Here is a 16,211-nt window from a genome sequence, read left to right on the forward strand (position 1 = left end):
GCACTGCGAACGCCACGAAACGACCGCGCAGCGGCGTCGGACGGTCCGAGCCTCCCCCCTCGTGGCTCGGACCGTCCGCGGTTCGTGCCCCGAAGAACCGCGCGGACAAGGCTAGTTGACTGTGTGTCAGTGTCCAATCACTGGAGCGACAGAGACCTATCGACATATTTATACTTGTCCGGGGACGGGGGTCCGGGACGGCGTGAGGAGGCCTGCCGTGGATCTGGCCCTGCTGCGCACCTTCGTCACCGTGCATCGAGCCGGCTCCTTCACCCGAGCCGCCGCCCTGCTCGGACTCTCCCAACCGGCCGTCACCTCGCAGATCCGCAGTCTGGAAAGACAACTGGGCCGCCCTCTCTTCCTGCGGCAGGCCCGCGGGGTGATCCCGACGAGCATCGGCGACGAGCTCGCCCACAAGGCGGCCCCCCACCTGGACGCCCTGCTGGAGATCACCGAATCAGGGCTGGACGACGCGTCCTGCTTACGCACCCTGCACCTGGCCGGCCCTCCGGAGTTCACCACCGAGCGGGCCCTGCCCGCACTCACGGAACCGCCTGTCCGGGACGACCACCCCCTCGCCCTGCGCGTCTCCTTCGGCAATGCCGAGGAGATCCTGGAGGGACTGGCCGCCGGGCACCACGATCTGGCCATCAGTACGATCCGGCCGCGCGGCGCTCTCCTGACGGCCACGGTGCTGTGCGACGAGGAGCACGTCCTGGTCGCGGCACCGCTCTGGGCCGACCGCCTGGGCGAGGACGCTCTGCGCTGCAACAGCGCCCCCGCACTGGAGGGGCTGCCCGTCATCGAGGTCCACGAGTCGCTGCCGTTCGTGTCCCGATACTGGGCGTCCGTCTTCGACTCGCGTCCGAAGTCCTCGGGCACGGTGATCGTGCCCGACCTGCGCGCCGTGCTGGCCTGTGTCGCCGCGGGCGCGGGTCTCGCCGTCCTGCCCCGCTATCTGTGCGCGCCGGCCCTGAAGCACGGAGAGATCGTGTCCCTGCACGAGCCCGCCGTACCCCCGCTGCGGACCTATTTCCTGGTCGCCCGCACCGGCACCCTCGCCCTGCCGTATATCGCGCGGGCCCACGAACTACTCCTGCGTGCGGCGACCGGCTGGTGCTGATCCGTCCTGCTCGCCCACCGCCCGGCACCGGCTCCACCGGCGGCTTCATCCCTCCGCGTCCTGAACAGGCGCGCACCGAGCGCAGTCGTCCGGGTGCTTTTCGTGTTGTTTCACGTGAAACGAGGGGGGATGTTTTGTCGGGGAGATGCCGGGCCACATTTCCTCCATGACCGTCCGACCCGTGGTCAAGCGCACCGCGCGCGCCGTCCTGCTGGACGGCGACGACCTGATTCTGATCAAACGGACCAAGCCCGGGGTGGATCCCTACTGGGTCACTCCCGGAGGCGGGGTGGAACCGGGAGATTCGACCGTCGTCGACGCGCTCCACCGCGAGGTGTACGAGGAACTGGGAGCCAAGGTCATCGATGTGGTGCCCTGCTTCGTCGACACCGTGGAGCACATCGGCGAGGACGGCGGCGCGACCGGTGTCAAGGTGCAGCACTTCTTCGTCTGCCGCCTGGAGTCGATGGACCCCGCCCTCCGACACGGCCCCGAGGTGGACGAACCCGCCGGCGAGTACGAGATCGTCCGCGTGCCGTTCACCCGGGTCGGAATCGCCTCGGTCCACCTGGTCCCGCTGTCGCTGCGGCACTACCTCGACGGCAATATCGAGGGGGTGCTCGCACTGCACGCTCCCGATCTCGACTGACTGGCACACAGCTAGTCGAGCCCTCCGACCTCGCCGTGGCGTGGCGCGGCGTGGCCAAAAGCACGTGCCCCTCTCACGAAACGGGTGGACGGGAGGGGTGGGTGTCGGACAGCCTGACCTGCGTGCCGACTGCTTCTCCCACTGTGTCACCCATTCGCCGCCTGACCCACCGCGATCTCGCTGCCTGCGCGGACCTGTCCGAGGACCGGGGGTGGCCACGCGAGGAGCACAAATGGAGCCTCCTCCTCTCGGCCGGGACGGGCTACGGCATCGACGATCCCCACGGTGGACTCGTCAGCGCCTGCGTCGTCACCGAGTACGGTCCGCCGGACCGGCCCACCCTGCGAGCGGTCGGAATGGTCCTGGTCGCCCGGATCCACGCCCGTCAGGGCATCGGGCGCCGCATGATGCGCCACGTGCTCGCCGAGGCCGGTACCACTCCTCTGACTCTTCACGCCACTCGGCAGGGACAGCCCCTCTACGAGGAACTGGGGTTCAAGGTCACCGGCCGCGCAGAGATGCTGCAGGGCCATCTGACGACGGACGACAGCGCAAACAGTGTGGAAACGCGTCCGGCCACGGCGGAGGACCTCACCGCGATCCTCCGGCTCGACGAAGCCGTGTTCGGTGCCGACCGGACGCCGGTGATCACCCGGCTGCCCGCCTTCGCCGACCAGTTGCGGGTCGCCGAGGAGAACGGCCGGATCACCGGCTACGCGGCTGCCTGGCCCAACATGGACACCCAGGTGGTCGGACCGCTGATCGCACGGGACACCGAGACGGCCCAAGCACTGCTGGCGTCGCTGGCGGCCCACACCGACCGTCCGCTCCGCACGGACATCGACGTGCGGCACACATCGCTACTGACCTGGCTGAAGGCACGCGGGCTGGCTTCGGTCACCTTCAATGCCGTCATGACGTACGGGTGCACGGAGTTGCCGGGCGACTGGACAAGGCGGTTCGCTCCGGTGACGGTGGCAGCGGGCTAGGGGGTCGACCGACACCGCGCTCATCGGGCGCTTGTGATCGCCGCGGTTGCCCCGCGACCGACGTGTACACCCGCAGCCGCAGCCGAGCTCCCCCTACGCCTCCGCGTAGAGTGCGATCATGGAAGATCTCGACATACGGCCCGCTACCGAGGACGACGTTCCCGCGATCGTCGCCATGCTCGCGGATGACCCGCTCGGTGCGCAGCGCGAATCTCCCGATGATCTCGCCCCGTATCTCACCGCGCTCAAGCGCCTGAGCGGCGACCCCAACCAGCATCTGGTCGTCGCCGTCCGCAACGGCCGTGTCGTCGGCACCCTTCATCTCACGATCATCCCGGGACTGTCCCGGAAGGGTGCCACACGCTCGCTCATCGAGGCCGTGCGCATCCACGCCGATGACCGCGGCGGCGGGCTCGGCACGCAACTGATCGAGTGGGCCGTCGAGACCTCACGCCGCGAAGGCTGCCAACTCGTTCAGCTGACCTCCGACAAGACCCGCGTCGAGGCGCACCGATTCTACGAACGTCTGGGCTTCGCGCCCTCGCACACCGGTTTCAAGCTGCAGTTGTGACAGCGGTCGGGGGCTGTTCCACGTGAACCGGGGCTGTTCCACGTGAAACGGACCCCCGACCGCCCGAATGGTCGTCTAACCGAGGCCGCGCCATCCCCCCGGCTCCACACCGCCCGGGACTGCGGCGCCCTCCTCGTAGGGCCGGCGTGTGAACACGAAGGTGCCGAGATCCAGGTGATCCACGCTGCCGTCCGGGCGTCGCACGGTGCGCAGCACCTCTCCGGCGAAGTAGCCCTCCAGCCCGCTCCAGGTGCCGTCGCCGTTCGCCCGAAGGCGCGTCCGCCGGCCACTTCCCGACAGCGGCTCCAGGGCCAGTAGACGGTCGGCGGTGAGCCGCAGGGCGAAGGCCTTGGTTCCCCAGTACCACTGGCCCACCAGGTCCAGATCCCCCACCCCGACATCAGGCAGCGGTCGCCACGGCTCCGGGACACGCGGCTCCGCGTCGGCGACGATCCGGACCAGATCGGCGGCCACCTCGGACACCGCAGGCCCGGATGTGCAGTTGGTGAGCACCACGGCCGCGACATCGTCCTCGACGCCGAGGGTGAGACCGGCGAGGAAGCCCGGCACCGATCCCCCGTGCCCCACGAGCAGCCGCCCGTCACGATGCTGAATCTGCAGGCCCAGTCCGTAGGAGGAGCCATCCGGCAGATCCTCGGCCGGAGTGGGGGCGGCCGGCGTGCGCATCTCCCGGAGGCTGTCGTCACTCAGCACCCGGCCGTCCCCACGCGCCAGGAAGGCAGCGAACAGAGCCAGGTCCGCCGCGGTGGACCAGAGTTGCCCGGCGGGTTCCATCAGGCCGTAGTCCTGCGTCGGCTCCGGCAGCATGGCGTCGGCCCACGGGTGGACCGCCCAGCCGTCGGCGTGCGGGGGCAGTGGACGCGCGCTCGTCCGCAGCATGCCGAGTGGTTCGAATACTTCCCGCCGTAGCAGTTCCGCCCAGGCGACTCCGCGAACCTCCTCGACGAGTGCACCCAGCAGGGTGTAGCCGGTGTTCGAGTAGTGGAAACGGCGACCGACCGGGTGGCGGAGCGGGTGTTCGCCGAGCACATCGGAGAGGTTCGGCCGCAGTGACCCCGCCGTGCGCTCCCACCACGGGCCGGTGGACTCCGCCGCGAGTCCACCGGTGTGCGCGAGCAGGTCCGCGATGGTCGCCTCGCCGGCTCCGGTGCCTGGCAGATGCTTCTCAAGCCGGTCACCGAGGTCGAGCAGCCCCTCGTCGCGCAGTCTCAGGACGAGCACGGCCGTGAAGGTCTTGGTGATCGAACCGATCCGGTACTGCGTGTTCTCGTCCGGTCCCGGCCCGTCCGACGAGGACCGCCCGCCGTTCCACACCCGCTCCCCGCCTCGTACGACGGCCGCGACGAGGGACGGAGTACGCTCTTCGGCCTGGGCCACGGCGATCCGGTGCAGCAGTGCCCGGCGGGTGGCGGGAAGCAGCCCTTGCTGTGGTGTCGTCATGGCTCCAGTCCACCGGGCTCGAGGCGACCCGTCGAGCCCATTTACCCGTGCCGCCGCCACTCAACGAGCCGTGGGGTCCCTCGTGATCGCCCCGCTGCGTATGAGCAGACCAGCCAGCCGGTGGGGTCTTCACGGGGCCGGAGCCACGTTATCGGTCGAGCTCCCGACACTCCTCTTCCGTGACCGCCTCCCAGCCCCACCCATAGGTCCCGGCGTGCCACTTGTAGTCCTCGGGCAGCCGCACCCGGAGCGCGCTCCCGGAGACGGTCCAGTCCCCGGCGGCATCAATGGGTTTGGCTGGCGGCGCAACGAGGCGCGTCAGGTGTGGTGCCTCATCAAAGAACGTACCGCACGAGGGACTTGGCGAGCGGCTCGCCGGCGCGCTGCGCATACGCCATCCGCTCCCGCACCTCGCGCGGCGTGCGGGGCCGATACCCAGGGCCGCCACAGCAACTCTTGTGGAAACCCACACCTGCGTTCACCAGAAGCGAGAGAGTTCGCCAGGCCCTGGTGTCCCGCCGCCGGGGGGCAGCGAAGGCCGAACCCACGTGGATCAGCGGCTCCGAGCACTGCGGGCAGATCCGCTGCCGTTCCCTGTCGTAGGGCTGCTTGTACGAGGCCCGGCAGGGCAGGCAGATGTACGAGGTCTTCCCATGGGCCATGCCACCAGCGTAGACACCATCAGGTGAGGAGTTCGACAGGTATTTCGGACCGCACTCGATGTGGCGTCAGCGCTCGGGCGTGTCCACGTTCCACTCCCGTGGCAGGGACTCGTCGCAGAAGACGCAGACGAAGTCTTCCTCGCGCACGATGTTGAGCTGTCGGCAGGAGTGGCAACGTCGGAACACCACCTCGTGGGTGAAGCCGGACGGACGATCGATCCCGGCCAGGTCCAGGGCCTGGGCAACGGCCGGCCACGAGCTGACGTCCGGGCAGTAGCCGGTCGACTGGTTGCTGATCTCGTCGACCGTCCAACGCCCGGACTCCTCGCGGAAGCTGATTTCACCGGCGCTCAGGACCGGTCCTCCTCCAGCACACACGACGTGCTCACTGCGGCGCGGCGCGAGCCGCAGAACACCTGCCGCGTCAACTACGAAGGTGAAGGGCTCGGACAACTCCGCCGCTGTCCGAGTCACAGCCCACTTGTCGAAGTCGGCCGGTGAGCGCATGCTCTGACCTCGGCACTCGGGCCGTACGAGCGTCTTCAATTCGGCAGGCCCGACGTAGCAGTAGTCCGCCTGTCGAGTCACGCGTAGGTGACCTCGGCGTCCGATGCCAGTCGCAGGCCGGCCACGGCGAGGAAATCGGCAAGTCCGATCAGGCCGCCGTCGGTCCCGTCGTCCCAGGTGGTCCGGAGTCCGGATCCCTCACCGTCCCAGGTGTCCGGGTCTTCGCTCGGATGCTGTTCGACGGTCCCCTCACCGTGCCGGTATCGCAGGTACAGGTACTGGCCGCCGGTTGTCCACGCATCCCACTGCGACGGGCAGCCCCTGGACGTCTGCACCACCCGCGCGAGGGCCGCGTCCTCGTGCAGGAGCGCCTCCGCGGTTCCCAGGTGCTGATCGTGGGCGAGGACGAGCTCGTCGTCGAGGGCGAGCAGGCGGATGCTCCCGCCGGGGAACCGGAGCCTGAGGCCGGCCACGAAGTCGACGCGGCCGTCCCGGTAGCTGATCTCCCGGGCCGAGTGGATCGGCTGGCCGACGAACCGGGTCGCCGGAACGTCCGGCGAATCGTCCACTACCGAGACACTGCCGTGCTGCCTCGTTGAGTACGGCTCGGGGGGCTGGTCGCTCCCCAGCAACAAGCCGGTTCCGGGCGTGTGGAACCGGACTGGTCCCAGACCCTCCAGATGGAGCCACAGATGCAGCAATGACGGCTCGTCCCCGGCGTAGTGGTGCCAGGACGCGGTCACCCGCAACAGCCGCTTGCCGACCAGGTCGGCGGCGAACAGCTCCTCACCCTCGATCACCCTCCGATGCTCGCATGTGCCTTCACCGCCTGGACACCCGCTTTCGCGCACCTCATGGACATGGCTTTCACGGAAACGGACTGACGGCAGGACAGCCGACTCAGCAGTCCTGTCTTCGGCGCAGCTGCCCGTAGTCTCCCTGAGACGGTGCTGTGCTGCATCCAGACGCTCCGCATAGTCGGGGCACCGATGAATCCCAATCCTCCACACGGACGAAACAGCTGACGGCGATGGGACGGCTTGGTCCACTCCGTGTCTTCCTGGCCGGTCCGGTGGGTTCCCTGCGTGACGACAGCCTGGGTCACGGGCGGCCCGGGCTCGTTGTGTGCCCTGGGGCGTCAGCCCTGCCATGGGCGCAGCCTTGGCCACCAGCCCGGTACCGCCCGGCGGTAGGACTCGTACTCCGCGCCGAACGTGTGCAACAGCTTCGGCTCCTCGTACCATCTGGCGAACGCCCACATCGCCGTTGCGGCGAGCAGCCCGTAGGCGAGCAGAATCGGTCGGCCAAGGAGCAGTGCCTGTCCGCCGATTGACGCCGTGACCGCGACGTACATGGGGTTGCGCACATGGCGATACAGCCCTCCCACCACCAGATGCTCGGTGGGTGCGATCGGCGCCGGAGTCCCCAGCCCCTCCACGACGAACCGTGTGAAGGCGTGCACCAGCACCGCCGCAACCGCCAGGAGGACGACGGCGCCCAGCAGTCGGACGGGCAGCCACCAGTAACCGGTCTGCCACCCCGTCACCCACCAGGGCACAACTCCGGCCACCGTGCCCGGCGCAAGCGCCATGAACACCGAACTCCCCACGGCCGCCCTCGATCTGCGCATGCAGTCAGGATGGCCGCCGCGCCCCGCGCAGTAAACGGGACTGCCGGCCTCCGGTCCCCACGACCCCGATCGGTGCTACCGCGAAACTGACGCGTCCATCGCCACCCCCGGCTCCACATATCCGCCGAAAGCGACCGTGACAGGTGCAGTGAGAGCGAGACCAGCGAAGTGAGATCAAACCCCACGAACGAAGCAAACGCCGCCGCTCAGCGCGTGACGCGATGAGAATGCGACAGTGCGAATGAGAGCGAGCGAGAATCCGGCAGCTTCGATGCGACAGGACAGCTGCAGGTCTCAGCACAACGCCATATGCGGCTCTGATATGTAGTCAGCTCTGCGAATATGGGGCCGCTTTTGAGAACCTACAACACCCCGGTCAGGTCTGGGCCATGTCGACGAACCGCGAGTAGTGGCCCTGGAAGGCCACCGTGATCGTGGCCGTCGGACCGTTGCGGTGCTTGGCCACGATCAGGTCGGCCTCGCCCGCGCGCGGCGACTCCTTCTCGTAGGCGTCCTCACGGTGCAGCAGGATGACCATGTCGGCGTCCTGCTCGATGGAGCCGGACTCACGCAGGTCGGAGACCATCGGCTTCTTGTCGGTGCGCTGCTCGGGGCCGCGGTTGAGCTGCGACAGCGCGATCACCGGGAGCTCCAGCTCCTTGGCGAGCAGCTTCAGGTTGCGGGACATGTCGGAGACCTCCTGCTGACGGCTCTCGGCCCGCTTGGAACCTCCGGACTGCATCAGCTGCAGGTAGTCGATGACGACGAGCCTGAGGTCGTTGCGCTGCTTGAGGCGGCGGCACTTGGCGCGGATCTCCATCATCGACAGGTTCGGGGAGTCGTCGATGTACAGGGGTGCGGCGGAGACGTCCGGCATCCGCCGGGCCAGACGGGTCCAGTCCTCGTCGGTCATGGTGCCCGAGCGCATGTGGTGCAGCGCCACCCGCGCCTCCGCGGACAGCAGGCGCATCGCGATCTCGTTGCGGCCCATTTCGAGGGAGAAGATCACGCTCGGCAGGTTGTTCCTGATCGAGGCTGCCCTCGCGAAGTCCAGCGCCAGCGTGGACTTTCCCATAGCGGGACGGGCGGCGATGACAACCATCTGGCCCGGATGCAGGCCGTTGGTGAGGGAGTCGAAGTCGGTGAAGCCGGTCGGCACCCCGGTCATCTCACCGGTGCGGGAGCCGATCGCCTCGATCTCGTCGAGCGCGCCTTCCATGATGTCGCCCAGGGGCAGGTAGTCCTCGCTGGTGCGCTGCTCGGTGACGGCGTAGATCTCGGCCTGGGCGCGGTTGACGATCTCGTCGACGTCGTCGTCCGCCGCGTACCCCATCTGCGTGATGCGGGTTCCTGCCTCCACCAGCCGGCGCAGGACCGCGCGCTCGTGCACGATCTCGGCGTAGTACTCGGCGTTCGCCGCTGTCGGCACGGTCTGGACGAGGGTGTGCAGATAGGAGGCGCCGCCCACTTTGTTGATCTCGCCGCGCTTGGTGAGTTCGGCGGCGATGGTGATGGGGTCGGCCGGCTCGCCCTTGGCGTAGACGTCGAGGATCGCCTGAAAGATCGTTTCGTGGGCGGGTTTGTAGAAGTCGTGGCTCTTGAGGACCTCGACGACATCCGCAATCGCGTCCTTGGACAGCAGCATGCCGCCCAGGACGGACTGCTCGGCCTCCAGATCCTGCGGAGGCACCCGCTCGAAGGCCGGGGAGTTCCCTCCGTCCCAGGAAGCGCCGTCCCGGCCACGCTCGTGCTGCTCCTCGCGCCCCCCGGCCCCGTCGCTGCGGCGGCGCGAGAAGGGCAGGCGATCACTCGGTCCGCTGTCGGCCCACGGGTCGTCCAAGGGCTCGGAAATGCTCACCGAGCCACCTCCTCCCGTCCGCCGAGCGGACCTCGCCGTGCCCCTCTTTTCTACGGCACGGCACTGACAAATGAGGGACCCAACTCCAGTTCAGCGTCGCCGGTTTTGTGATGCTTTGGAAACCGGCGGACGGAGCGGGCGCCGGACAACGGTAGGGCGGTCGGCACCGTCAGCCAATCTGGTTATCCACAGGGCATGTGGATGACGGCCCATATGCTGTGGAGAACTCGCCGAAACCTGTGCACGACTCAGTGGACAGTGCTGTGAACAAGCTCGCCCAACCTCTTCCGCCATCGCTTTGACCTGCGAGTTCACCATCCACCGGCTGTGCAGAAGAAAAACTTGCCCACTCGGCCCAAGATCTTCGCGATCGGCGTTCGAGCCCACACGGCAAGAGACTCCTCGTAAGGGTCGGGGCGCGATTGCGTCTCTTACCTGTGGACGATTAGATTGATGCTCATGACACAGGCTCCCGTGACCCCCCAGGCCACCCGGCGCAGACACGACAGAGAGATCGTGGCGCTGGCCGTCCCGGCCTTCGGAGCACTTGTCGCCGAGCCGCTGTTCGTCATGGCCGACAGCGCGATCGTCGGCCACCTGGGCACGGCGCAGCTCGCCGGACTCGGCGTCGCCTCCGCCCTCCTCACCACAGCCGTCAGCGTCTTCGTCTTCCTGGCCTACGCCACCACGGCAGCCGTGGCCCGCCGGGTGGGAGCAGGCGACCTGCGGGCCGCCGTCCGGCAGGGCATGGACGGCATCTGGCTGGCACTGCTTATCGGTGCGGCTGTGATCGTCCTCCTGCTGCCCACAGCACCGACCGTCGTCGACGTGTTCGGCGCCTCGCACACGGCCGCCCCGTACGCGACCACCTACCTCCGCATCTCCGCCCTCGGCATCCCGGCCATGCTCGTGGTGCTCGCCGCGACCGGTGTTCTGCGCGGGCTGCAGGACACCAGAACGCCCCTCTATGTAGCGGTGGCGGGTTTTGTGGCCAACGCCGCACTGAACGCCGGTCTCGTCTACGGTGTTGGCCTGGGAATCGCGGGTTCTGCTTGGGGAACCGTCATCGCCCAGGTCGGAATGGCCGCAATCTACCTTCTGGTGGTCGTTCGCGGAGCCCGCAGGCACGGCACCTCTCTACGTCCTGACGTTGCCGGCATCCGGGCCTCGGCACAGGCCGGCGCACCGTTGCTGGTGCGCACCCTGTCACTACGGGCGATCCTGATGATCGCGACGGCGGTCGCGGCTCGACTCGGAGACGCCGACATCGCGGCCCACCAGATCATCCTCTCGCTGTGGAGCCTCATGGCCTTCGCCCTGGACGCCATCGCCATCGCCGGGCAGGCCGTCATCGGACGCTACCTCGGCGCTGACGACACTCGGGGGGCTCGAGCCGCCTGCCGTCGCATGGTCCAGTGGGGCCTCGGTGTAGGTGTGGTGCTGGGCGTGCTGGTGGTCATCACCCGACCGGTGTTCCTCTCGCTGTTCACAGGGGACTCCGGAGTCAAGGACACGGCTCTCCCCGCGCTGGTGATCGTGGCGCTGTCACAGCCGGTCTGCGGTGTGGTCTTCGTCCTGGACGGCGTGCTCATGGGCGCGGGGGACGGCCCCTATCTGGCCTGGGCGATGCTCCTCACCCTGGCGGTCTTCACTCCGGCGGCACTACTGGTACCGGTCCTGGGCGGCGGGCTGACCGCCCTGTGGGCAGCCATGACGCTGATGATGACGGTCCGCATGCTCACCCTGTGGCTGCGCGCCCGGTCCGGCCGCTGGCTGGTGACCGGAGCGAGCCGCTGACCTGGCAATGCGATGTCAGTGCAATGCGATGTCAGTTTCACGTGAAACGGACGTCGCCTTCCTTCGGCGATGATGCGGGCTCCTGGAGCGAACCGGGATGTCCGGGAACGAGAAAGGGGTGCCGTACCTCAGAGTCAGAGGTACGGCACCCCTTTCTCGGCTGTTCAAACCGAGCGGAGCGGTCAGGCCGCGACGACCTCGATGTTGACCTTGGCGGCAACCTCGGGGTGCAGACGCACGGACGTCTCGTGGGCGCCCAGCGTCTTGATCGGCGTACCGAGCTCGATACGACGCTTGTCGACCTCGGGACCACCGGAGGCCTTGATCGCGGACGCGACGTCGGCCGGGGTGACGGAACCGAAGAGACGACCGGCATCGCCGGAGCGGACGGCCAGGCGAACCTTGACGCCCTCGAGCTGGGCCTTGATGACGTTGGCCTGCTCGATGGTCTGGATCTCGTGGATCTTGCGGGCGCGGCGGATCTGCTCGACGTCCTTCTCGCCACCCTTGGTCCAGCGGATCGCGAACTTCCGCGGGATCAGGTAGTTGCGAGCGTAACCGTCCTTGACGTCGACGACGTCGCCCGCGGCACCGAGGCCGGAGACCTCGTGGGTGAGGATGATCTTCATGAATAGGTCACCCTTCCCTTATCGCGCGGTGGACGTGTAGGGCAGCAGCGCCATCTCACGGCTGTTCTTGACGGCCGTGGCGACGTCACGCTGGTGCTGCGTGCAGTTGCCGGTCACGCGGCGGGCACGGATCTTGCCGCGGTCGGAAATGAACTTCCGCAGCATGTTCGTGTCCTTGTAGTCCACGTACGTGACCTTGTCCTTGCAGAAAGCGCAGACCTTCTTCTTCGGCTTGCGCACAGGCGGCTTCGCCATGGTGTTTCTCCTGTGTGATCAAGAAGTTGGGGTACGACCCGCCCCCGGCTCCGGAGCCCGCAGGCCCGGCGCCCTAGAAGGGGGGTTCGTCCGAGTAGCCGCCGCCACCGCCGCCGGAGCCTCCGCCCCAGCCGCCGCCACCGCCCTGGTTGCCACCGGCAGGTGCGCCGGCAGCCCAGGGGTCGTCGCCGGAAGCGCCGGAAGCGCCGCCCTGCTGGCCGCCGCCGGGACCGCCGCCCCAGCCGCCGCCCTGCTGCTGGCCACCACCACCGCCGCCGCCGTAACCGCCACCCTGGCCCCCACGACCGGTCGTCTTGGTGACCTTGGCCGTGGCGTTGCGCAGGCTGGGACCGACTTCGTCGACGTCCAGCTCGAAGACCGTGCGCTTGATGCCCTCACGGTCCTCGTAGGACCGCTGCTTCAGCCGGCCCTGCACGACGACGCGCATGCCTCGCTGGAGCGACTCGGCGACGTTCTCCGCCGCCTGACGCCAGACCGAGCAGGTGAGAAAGAGGCTCTCGCCGTCCTTCCACTCGTTGGTCTGGCGGTCGAAGGTGCGGGGAGTGGACGCGACACGGAACTTCGCGACCGCCGCACCGGAGGGGGTGAAGCGCAGCTCGGGGTCATCGACAAGGTTGCCGATGACCGTGATGACGGTCTCGCCTGCCATGGGGAACCTCTCGGCGGGTTTGCTGCTGGCTGCTGGTGCTGCTACTCGAATCCCGGACTGGACTGAGCGGAGGAGCTCAGTGGGTCTCGGGACGGAGGACCTTGGTCCGGAGGACCGACTCGTTCAGGTTCATCTGGCGGTCGAGCTCCTTGACGACCGCAGGCTCGGCCTGCAGGTCGATGACCGAGTAGATGCCCTCGGGCTTCTTCTTGATCTCGTACGAGAGACGACGACGGCCCCAGGTGTCGACCTTCTCGACCTTTCCGCCACCGTCACGGACGACGGAAAGGAAGTTCTCGATCAGCGGGGAGACAGCACGCTCCTCGAGATCGGGGTCGAGGATGACCATCACCTCGTAGTGACGCATGTGGAACCCACCTCCTCTGGACTCAGCGGCCACGGTCGTTCCGTGGCAGGAGGGTTGTGATGCGTGGTGCAACGGTGCCCAGTAAAGCAGTCGGCACTGACAACGGGGGTCGGTCGGCCGATCCCCGGCCGCAGCCTCGGCCCATGGGGCGGACAGACACCGGTGCAGACGGTACAGAGTACCCGCACACCGGCTTCCGGTTGAAATCCGGCCCGGGGGACCGTCAATCTGTACACATCGGGTGTGTACGGCGCTACGATGCGCCGCTTTCCGCAGGAGGTGCCCTATGGCACAGGCATTGCGACCCAAGACCGCCAGCGGCCTCTTCGCCACCGACGGCAAGCCCCATCCGCTCCAGGACACCCTGCTCGTGGTGACCCTGGCGCTGGGCGCCACCGCCGCGATCTCGGCGATCTTCCATGATCTGCACCTGCTGAGTTCCTGGGCCGGACTGGTCGGGATCCTCACCGGCGCGTACGGGCAGTGGATCTCCGAGACCACCCGCGAACGATTCGGACTGATCCTGGGCCTCGGTGCCTCAGCCATCGGCTTCTTCCTCGGCATGGCCCACGGCGGCCTCTTCGGAGGCATCGTCGGCTGACCGCCGGCGGCGCACCGGAAGGTCCAGGGCCCGGTGCGTGAGCGCCCCGGCCGAACGGCAGGCCGGGGCGCGGGTTCGCACGCCCAGTCGAGCTGCTCGCAGGGCGCAGTAGGCTTCGGCGCGTGAGCCGGAGCCCCTGTACCCATGGGGACACACCAGCCCGAGGAGCGCCCCGAATGAGCCTGACCCTGAGGACCATCAGTCGCGAGCAGCATCTGGCCTACATCCAGAGTCTGCCGGCGGCGAGTCACATGCAGGTTCCGGCCTGGGCGGACGTCAAGGCGGAATGGCGCACGGAGAGCCTCGGCTGGTTCGACGAGCGTACCGGCGAACTGGTCGGCGCGGGCCTGGTTCTCTACCGGCAGCTTCCCAAGATCAAGCGATACCTCGCCTATCTGCCCGAGGGCCCGGTCATCAACTGGTTCGCGCCCAACCTCCAGGACTGGATCGAGCCGATGCTGGCCCACCTGAAGCAGCAGGGGGCGTTCTCGGTGAAGATGGGCCCGCCGGTCGTTATCCGTCGTTGGGAAGCGGGGACCATCAAGAAGGGTATCCAGGACCCGGACGTGAAGCGCCTGCGTGACCTGGAGGCCGACTTCATCGAGCCGCGCGCCTTCGAGGTGGCGGACAAGCTGCGCCGTATGGGCTGGCAGCAGGGCGAGGACGGCGGCGCCGGCTTCGGTGACGTCCAGCCCCGCTACGTCTTCCAGGTGCCGCTGGCGAACCGCTCGCTCGAAGAGGTGCACAAGAACTTCAACCAGCTCTGGCGCCGCAACATCAAGAAGGCCGAGAAGGCCGGCGTGGAGGTCGTCCAGGGCGGCTACCACGACCTGGAGGAGTGGCAGCGGCTGTACGAGATCACGGCGGTCCGCGACCACTTCCGGCCCCGCCCGCTGTCGTACTTCCAGCGCATGTGGACGGCCCTCAACAGCGAGGACCCGAACCGTATGCGGCTGTACTTCGCCCGCCACAACGGGGTGAACCTGGCGGCGGCGACGATGCTCGTGGTCGGCGGCCACGTCTGGTACTCCTACGGGGCCTCCGACAACATCGGCCGCGAGGTCCGCCCCTCGAACGCGATGCAGTGGCGGATGCTGCGGGACGCCTACGCTCTCGGGGCGACCGTCTACGACCTGCGCGGCATCTCGGACTCGTTGGACGAGACCGACCACCTCTTCGGTCTGATCCAGTTCAAGGTGGGCACGGGTGGGCAGGCTGCCGAGTACCTCGGGGAGTGGGACTTCCCGCTGAACAAGCTGCTCCACAAGGCTCTCGACATCTACATGTCGCGCCGCTGAGCCCGTGCGGTCCGCTTCAATGGACCGCAGGCTCTGACACACCGCAACCACGAGAAAGGTTCCAGGACCGGCCATGGCGCTCACCCTCTACGTCGACACCGCGCGCTGGCGGGCGCACCACAAGCACGTGCAGGAGCAGTTCCCGGGACTCGTACCGGTCTGCAAGGGCAATGGCTACGGCTTCGGTCACGAGCGGCTCGCGGAGGAGACGACGCGGCTGGGCGCGGACATGCTCGCGGTCGGCACGACGTACGAGGCCGCGCGCATCAAGGACTTCTTCGGCGGTGACCTGCTGGTTCTGACGCCCTACCGGCGCAGCGAGGAGCCGGTGCCGCTGCCCGACCGGGTGGTGCGTTCGGTGTCCTCGGTCGACGGCGTCTACGGCCTGGTGGGCGCTCGTGTGGTCATCGAGGTGATGTCCTCGATGAAGCGGCACGGTGTCACCGAGCAGGACCTGCCGCAGCTGCACGCGGCGATCGAGAACGTCCGGCTGGAGGGTTTCGCGATCCACCTGCCGCTGGACCGCACCGACGGCTCGGACGCCGTCGAGGAGGTCATCGGCTGGATGGACCGGCTGCGCGCCGCGCGGCTGCCCCTGCACACGATGTTCGTCAGCCATCTGAAGGCCGACGAACTCCAACGGCTGCAGCAGCAGTTCCCGCAGACCCGCTTCCGGGCCCGGATCGGCACGCGGCTGTGGCTGGGGGACCACGAGGCCACCGAGTACCGCGGTTCGGTCCTGGACGTCAGCCGGGTCTCGAAGGGCGACAGGTTCGGGTACCGGCAGCAGAAGGCGGCCTCCGACGGCTTCCTGGTGGTGGTGGCCGGGGGTACGTCGCACGGTGTCGGCCTGGAGGCGCCGAAGGCGCTGCACGGCGTCATGCCGCGTGCCAAGGGAGTCGCCCGTGCCGGGCTCGCCACGGTGAACCGGAACCTTTCTCCATTCGTCTGGGCCGGCAAGCAGCGCTGGTTCGCGGAGCCCCCGCACATGCAGGTGTCCATCCTCTTCGTACCGGCGGACGCCCCGGAACCCAAGGTGGGCGAGGAACTGGTGGCTCACCTGCGGCACACCACCACCCAGTTCGACCGGCTCGTGGACCACTGAGCCTGCGCAGGCAAAGACGAGGGCCGTCCACGGAGTCGC

At 68.2% G+C, this 16,211-nt stretch carries 18 protein-coding genes; 8 read left to right on the top strand and 10 right to left on the bottom strand.

From position 1 onward, the window contains the following. Positions 1-217: 217 nt before the first annotated feature. From ACL02U_RS16565 to ACL02U_RS16580, 4 genes are all read left to right on the top strand, one after another. A complete protein-coding gene (locus ACL02U_RS16565) occupies positions 218-1,123 on the top strand; it encodes a LysR family transcriptional regulator (protein ID WP_412791602.1) in 906 nt (301 codons plus the stop codon). 166 nt (positions 1,124-1,289) lie between these two features. Beyond that, a complete protein-coding gene (locus ACL02U_RS16570) occupies positions 1,290-1,772 on the top strand; it encodes an NUDIX domain-containing protein (RefSeq protein WP_412791603.1) in 483 nt (160 codons plus the stop codon). Between the two features lie 122 nt (positions 1,773-1,894). Next, positions 1,895-2,761 (top strand): GNAT family N-acetyltransferase, encoded by an 867-nt coding sequence (locus tag ACL02U_RS16575; RefSeq protein ID WP_412791604.1) that lies wholly within the window; start codon positions 1,895-1,897, stop codon positions 2,759-2,761. Positions 2,762-2,879: 118 nt separating this feature from the next. Further along, entirely contained in the window at positions 2,880-3,332 is a 453-nt protein-coding gene (locus ACL02U_RS16580; protein ID WP_412791605.1) for an N-acetyltransferase family protein, read from the top strand. A 75-nt stretch (positions 3,333-3,407) separates the two neighbouring features. Here ACL02U_RS16580 and ACL02U_RS16585 read toward each other — a convergent pair whose 3' ends face one another. From ACL02U_RS16585 to dnaB, 6 genes are all read right to left on the bottom strand, one after another. Beyond that, positions 3,408-4,793 (bottom strand): serine hydrolase domain-containing protein, encoded by a 1,386-nt coding sequence (locus tag ACL02U_RS16585; RefSeq protein ID WP_412791606.1) that lies wholly within the window; start codon positions 4,791-4,793, stop codon positions 3,408-3,410. A 335-nt stretch (positions 4,794-5,128) separates the two neighbouring features. Beyond that, positions 5,129-5,455 carry a deoxyxylulose-5-phosphate synthase gene (locus ACL02U_RS16590; RefSeq protein ID WP_412791607.1) on the bottom strand — a complete coding sequence of 109 codons (327 nt, stop codon included), beginning with the start codon at positions 5,453-5,455 and terminating at the stop codon, positions 5,129-5,131. Positions 5,456-5,521: 66 nt separating this feature from the next. After that, complete coding sequence (locus tag ACL02U_RS16595; protein WP_412791608.1) at positions 5,522-6,043, bottom strand: hypothetical protein; 522 nt, start codon at positions 6,041-6,043, stop codon at positions 5,522-5,524. Beyond that, on the bottom strand, positions 6,040-6,762 hold the full coding sequence (locus ACL02U_RS16600) for a hypothetical protein (protein ID WP_412791609.1): 723 nt from the start codon (positions 6,760-6,762) through the stop codon (positions 6,040-6,042). The genes ACL02U_RS16595 and ACL02U_RS16600 overlap by 4 nt, the downstream gene beginning before the upstream one ends. Before the next feature lie 338 nt (positions 6,763-7,100). Continuing rightward, positions 7,101-7,592: a methyltransferase family protein gene (locus ACL02U_RS16605; RefSeq protein WP_412791610.1), complete on the bottom strand. Its 492-nt coding sequence runs from the start codon at positions 7,590-7,592 to the stop codon at positions 7,101-7,103. A 376-nt stretch (positions 7,593-7,968) separates the two neighbouring features. Continuing rightward, positions 7,969-9,450: a replicative DNA helicase gene (dnaB, locus tag ACL02U_RS16610; protein ID WP_412791611.1), complete on the bottom strand. Its 1,482-nt coding sequence runs from the start codon at positions 9,448-9,450 to the stop codon at positions 7,969-7,971. A gap of 459 nt (positions 9,451-9,909) precedes the next feature. On the opposite strand from dnaB, the gene ACL02U_RS16615 reads away from it, so the two are divergent. Further along, complete coding sequence (locus tag ACL02U_RS16615) at positions 9,910-11,247, top strand: MATE family efflux transporter (RefSeq protein WP_412791612.1); 1,338 nt, start codon at positions 9,910-9,912, stop codon at positions 11,245-11,247. Between the two features lie 182 nt (positions 11,248-11,429). Here ACL02U_RS16615 and rplI read toward each other — a convergent pair whose 3' ends face one another. The 4 genes from rplI to rpsF form a co-directional block, all read right to left on the bottom strand. Continuing rightward, positions 11,430-11,876, bottom strand: a complete 447-nt coding sequence (gene rplI, locus ACL02U_RS16620) for a 50S ribosomal protein L9 (protein ID WP_412791613.1) — start codon at positions 11,874-11,876, stop codon at positions 11,430-11,432. Positions 11,877-11,894: 18 nt separating this feature from the next. Next, positions 11,895-12,131, bottom strand: coding sequence for a 30S ribosomal protein S18 (gene rpsR, locus ACL02U_RS16625; RefSeq protein ID WP_003949403.1), 237 nt, complete (start codon positions 12,129-12,131; stop codon positions 11,895-11,897). 73 nt (positions 12,132-12,204) lie between these two features. Next, complete coding sequence (locus tag ACL02U_RS16630; RefSeq protein WP_412791614.1) at positions 12,205-12,801, bottom strand: single-stranded DNA-binding protein; 597 nt, start codon at positions 12,799-12,801, stop codon at positions 12,205-12,207. Between the two features lie 76 nt (positions 12,802-12,877). Continuing rightward, complete coding sequence (gene rpsF, locus ACL02U_RS16635; protein ID WP_004985983.1) at positions 12,878-13,168, bottom strand: 30S ribosomal protein S6; 291 nt, start codon at positions 13,166-13,168, stop codon at positions 12,878-12,880. A 286-nt stretch (positions 13,169-13,454) separates the two neighbouring features. Here rpsF and ACL02U_RS16640 point away from each other — a divergent pair, with 286 nt between their 5' ends. The 3 genes from ACL02U_RS16640 (at position 13,455) to ACL02U_RS16650 (ending at position 16,172) form a co-directional block, all read left to right on the top strand. Beyond that, on the top strand, positions 13,455-13,769 hold the full coding sequence (locus tag ACL02U_RS16640; protein ID WP_412791615.1) for a hypothetical protein: 315 nt from the start codon (positions 13,455-13,457) through the stop codon (positions 13,767-13,769). 176 nt (positions 13,770-13,945) lie between these two features. Next, positions 13,946-15,067, top strand: coding sequence for a peptidoglycan bridge formation glycyltransferase FemX (gene femX / locus ACL02U_RS16645; protein ID WP_412791616.1), 1,122 nt, complete (start codon positions 13,946-13,948; stop codon positions 15,065-15,067). A 73-nt stretch (positions 15,068-15,140) separates the two neighbouring features. Next, positions 15,141-16,172, top strand: a complete 1,032-nt coding sequence (locus ACL02U_RS16650; RefSeq protein WP_412791617.1) for an alanine racemase — start codon at positions 15,141-15,143, stop codon at positions 16,170-16,172. Positions 16,173-16,211: the final 39 nt, after the last annotated feature.

Origin of the sequence: Streptomyces sp. MS06 (assembly GCF_047200655.1) — a bacterium.
Classification (GTDB): domain Bacteria; phylum Actinomycetota; class Actinomycetes; order Streptomycetales; family Streptomycetaceae; genus Streptomyces.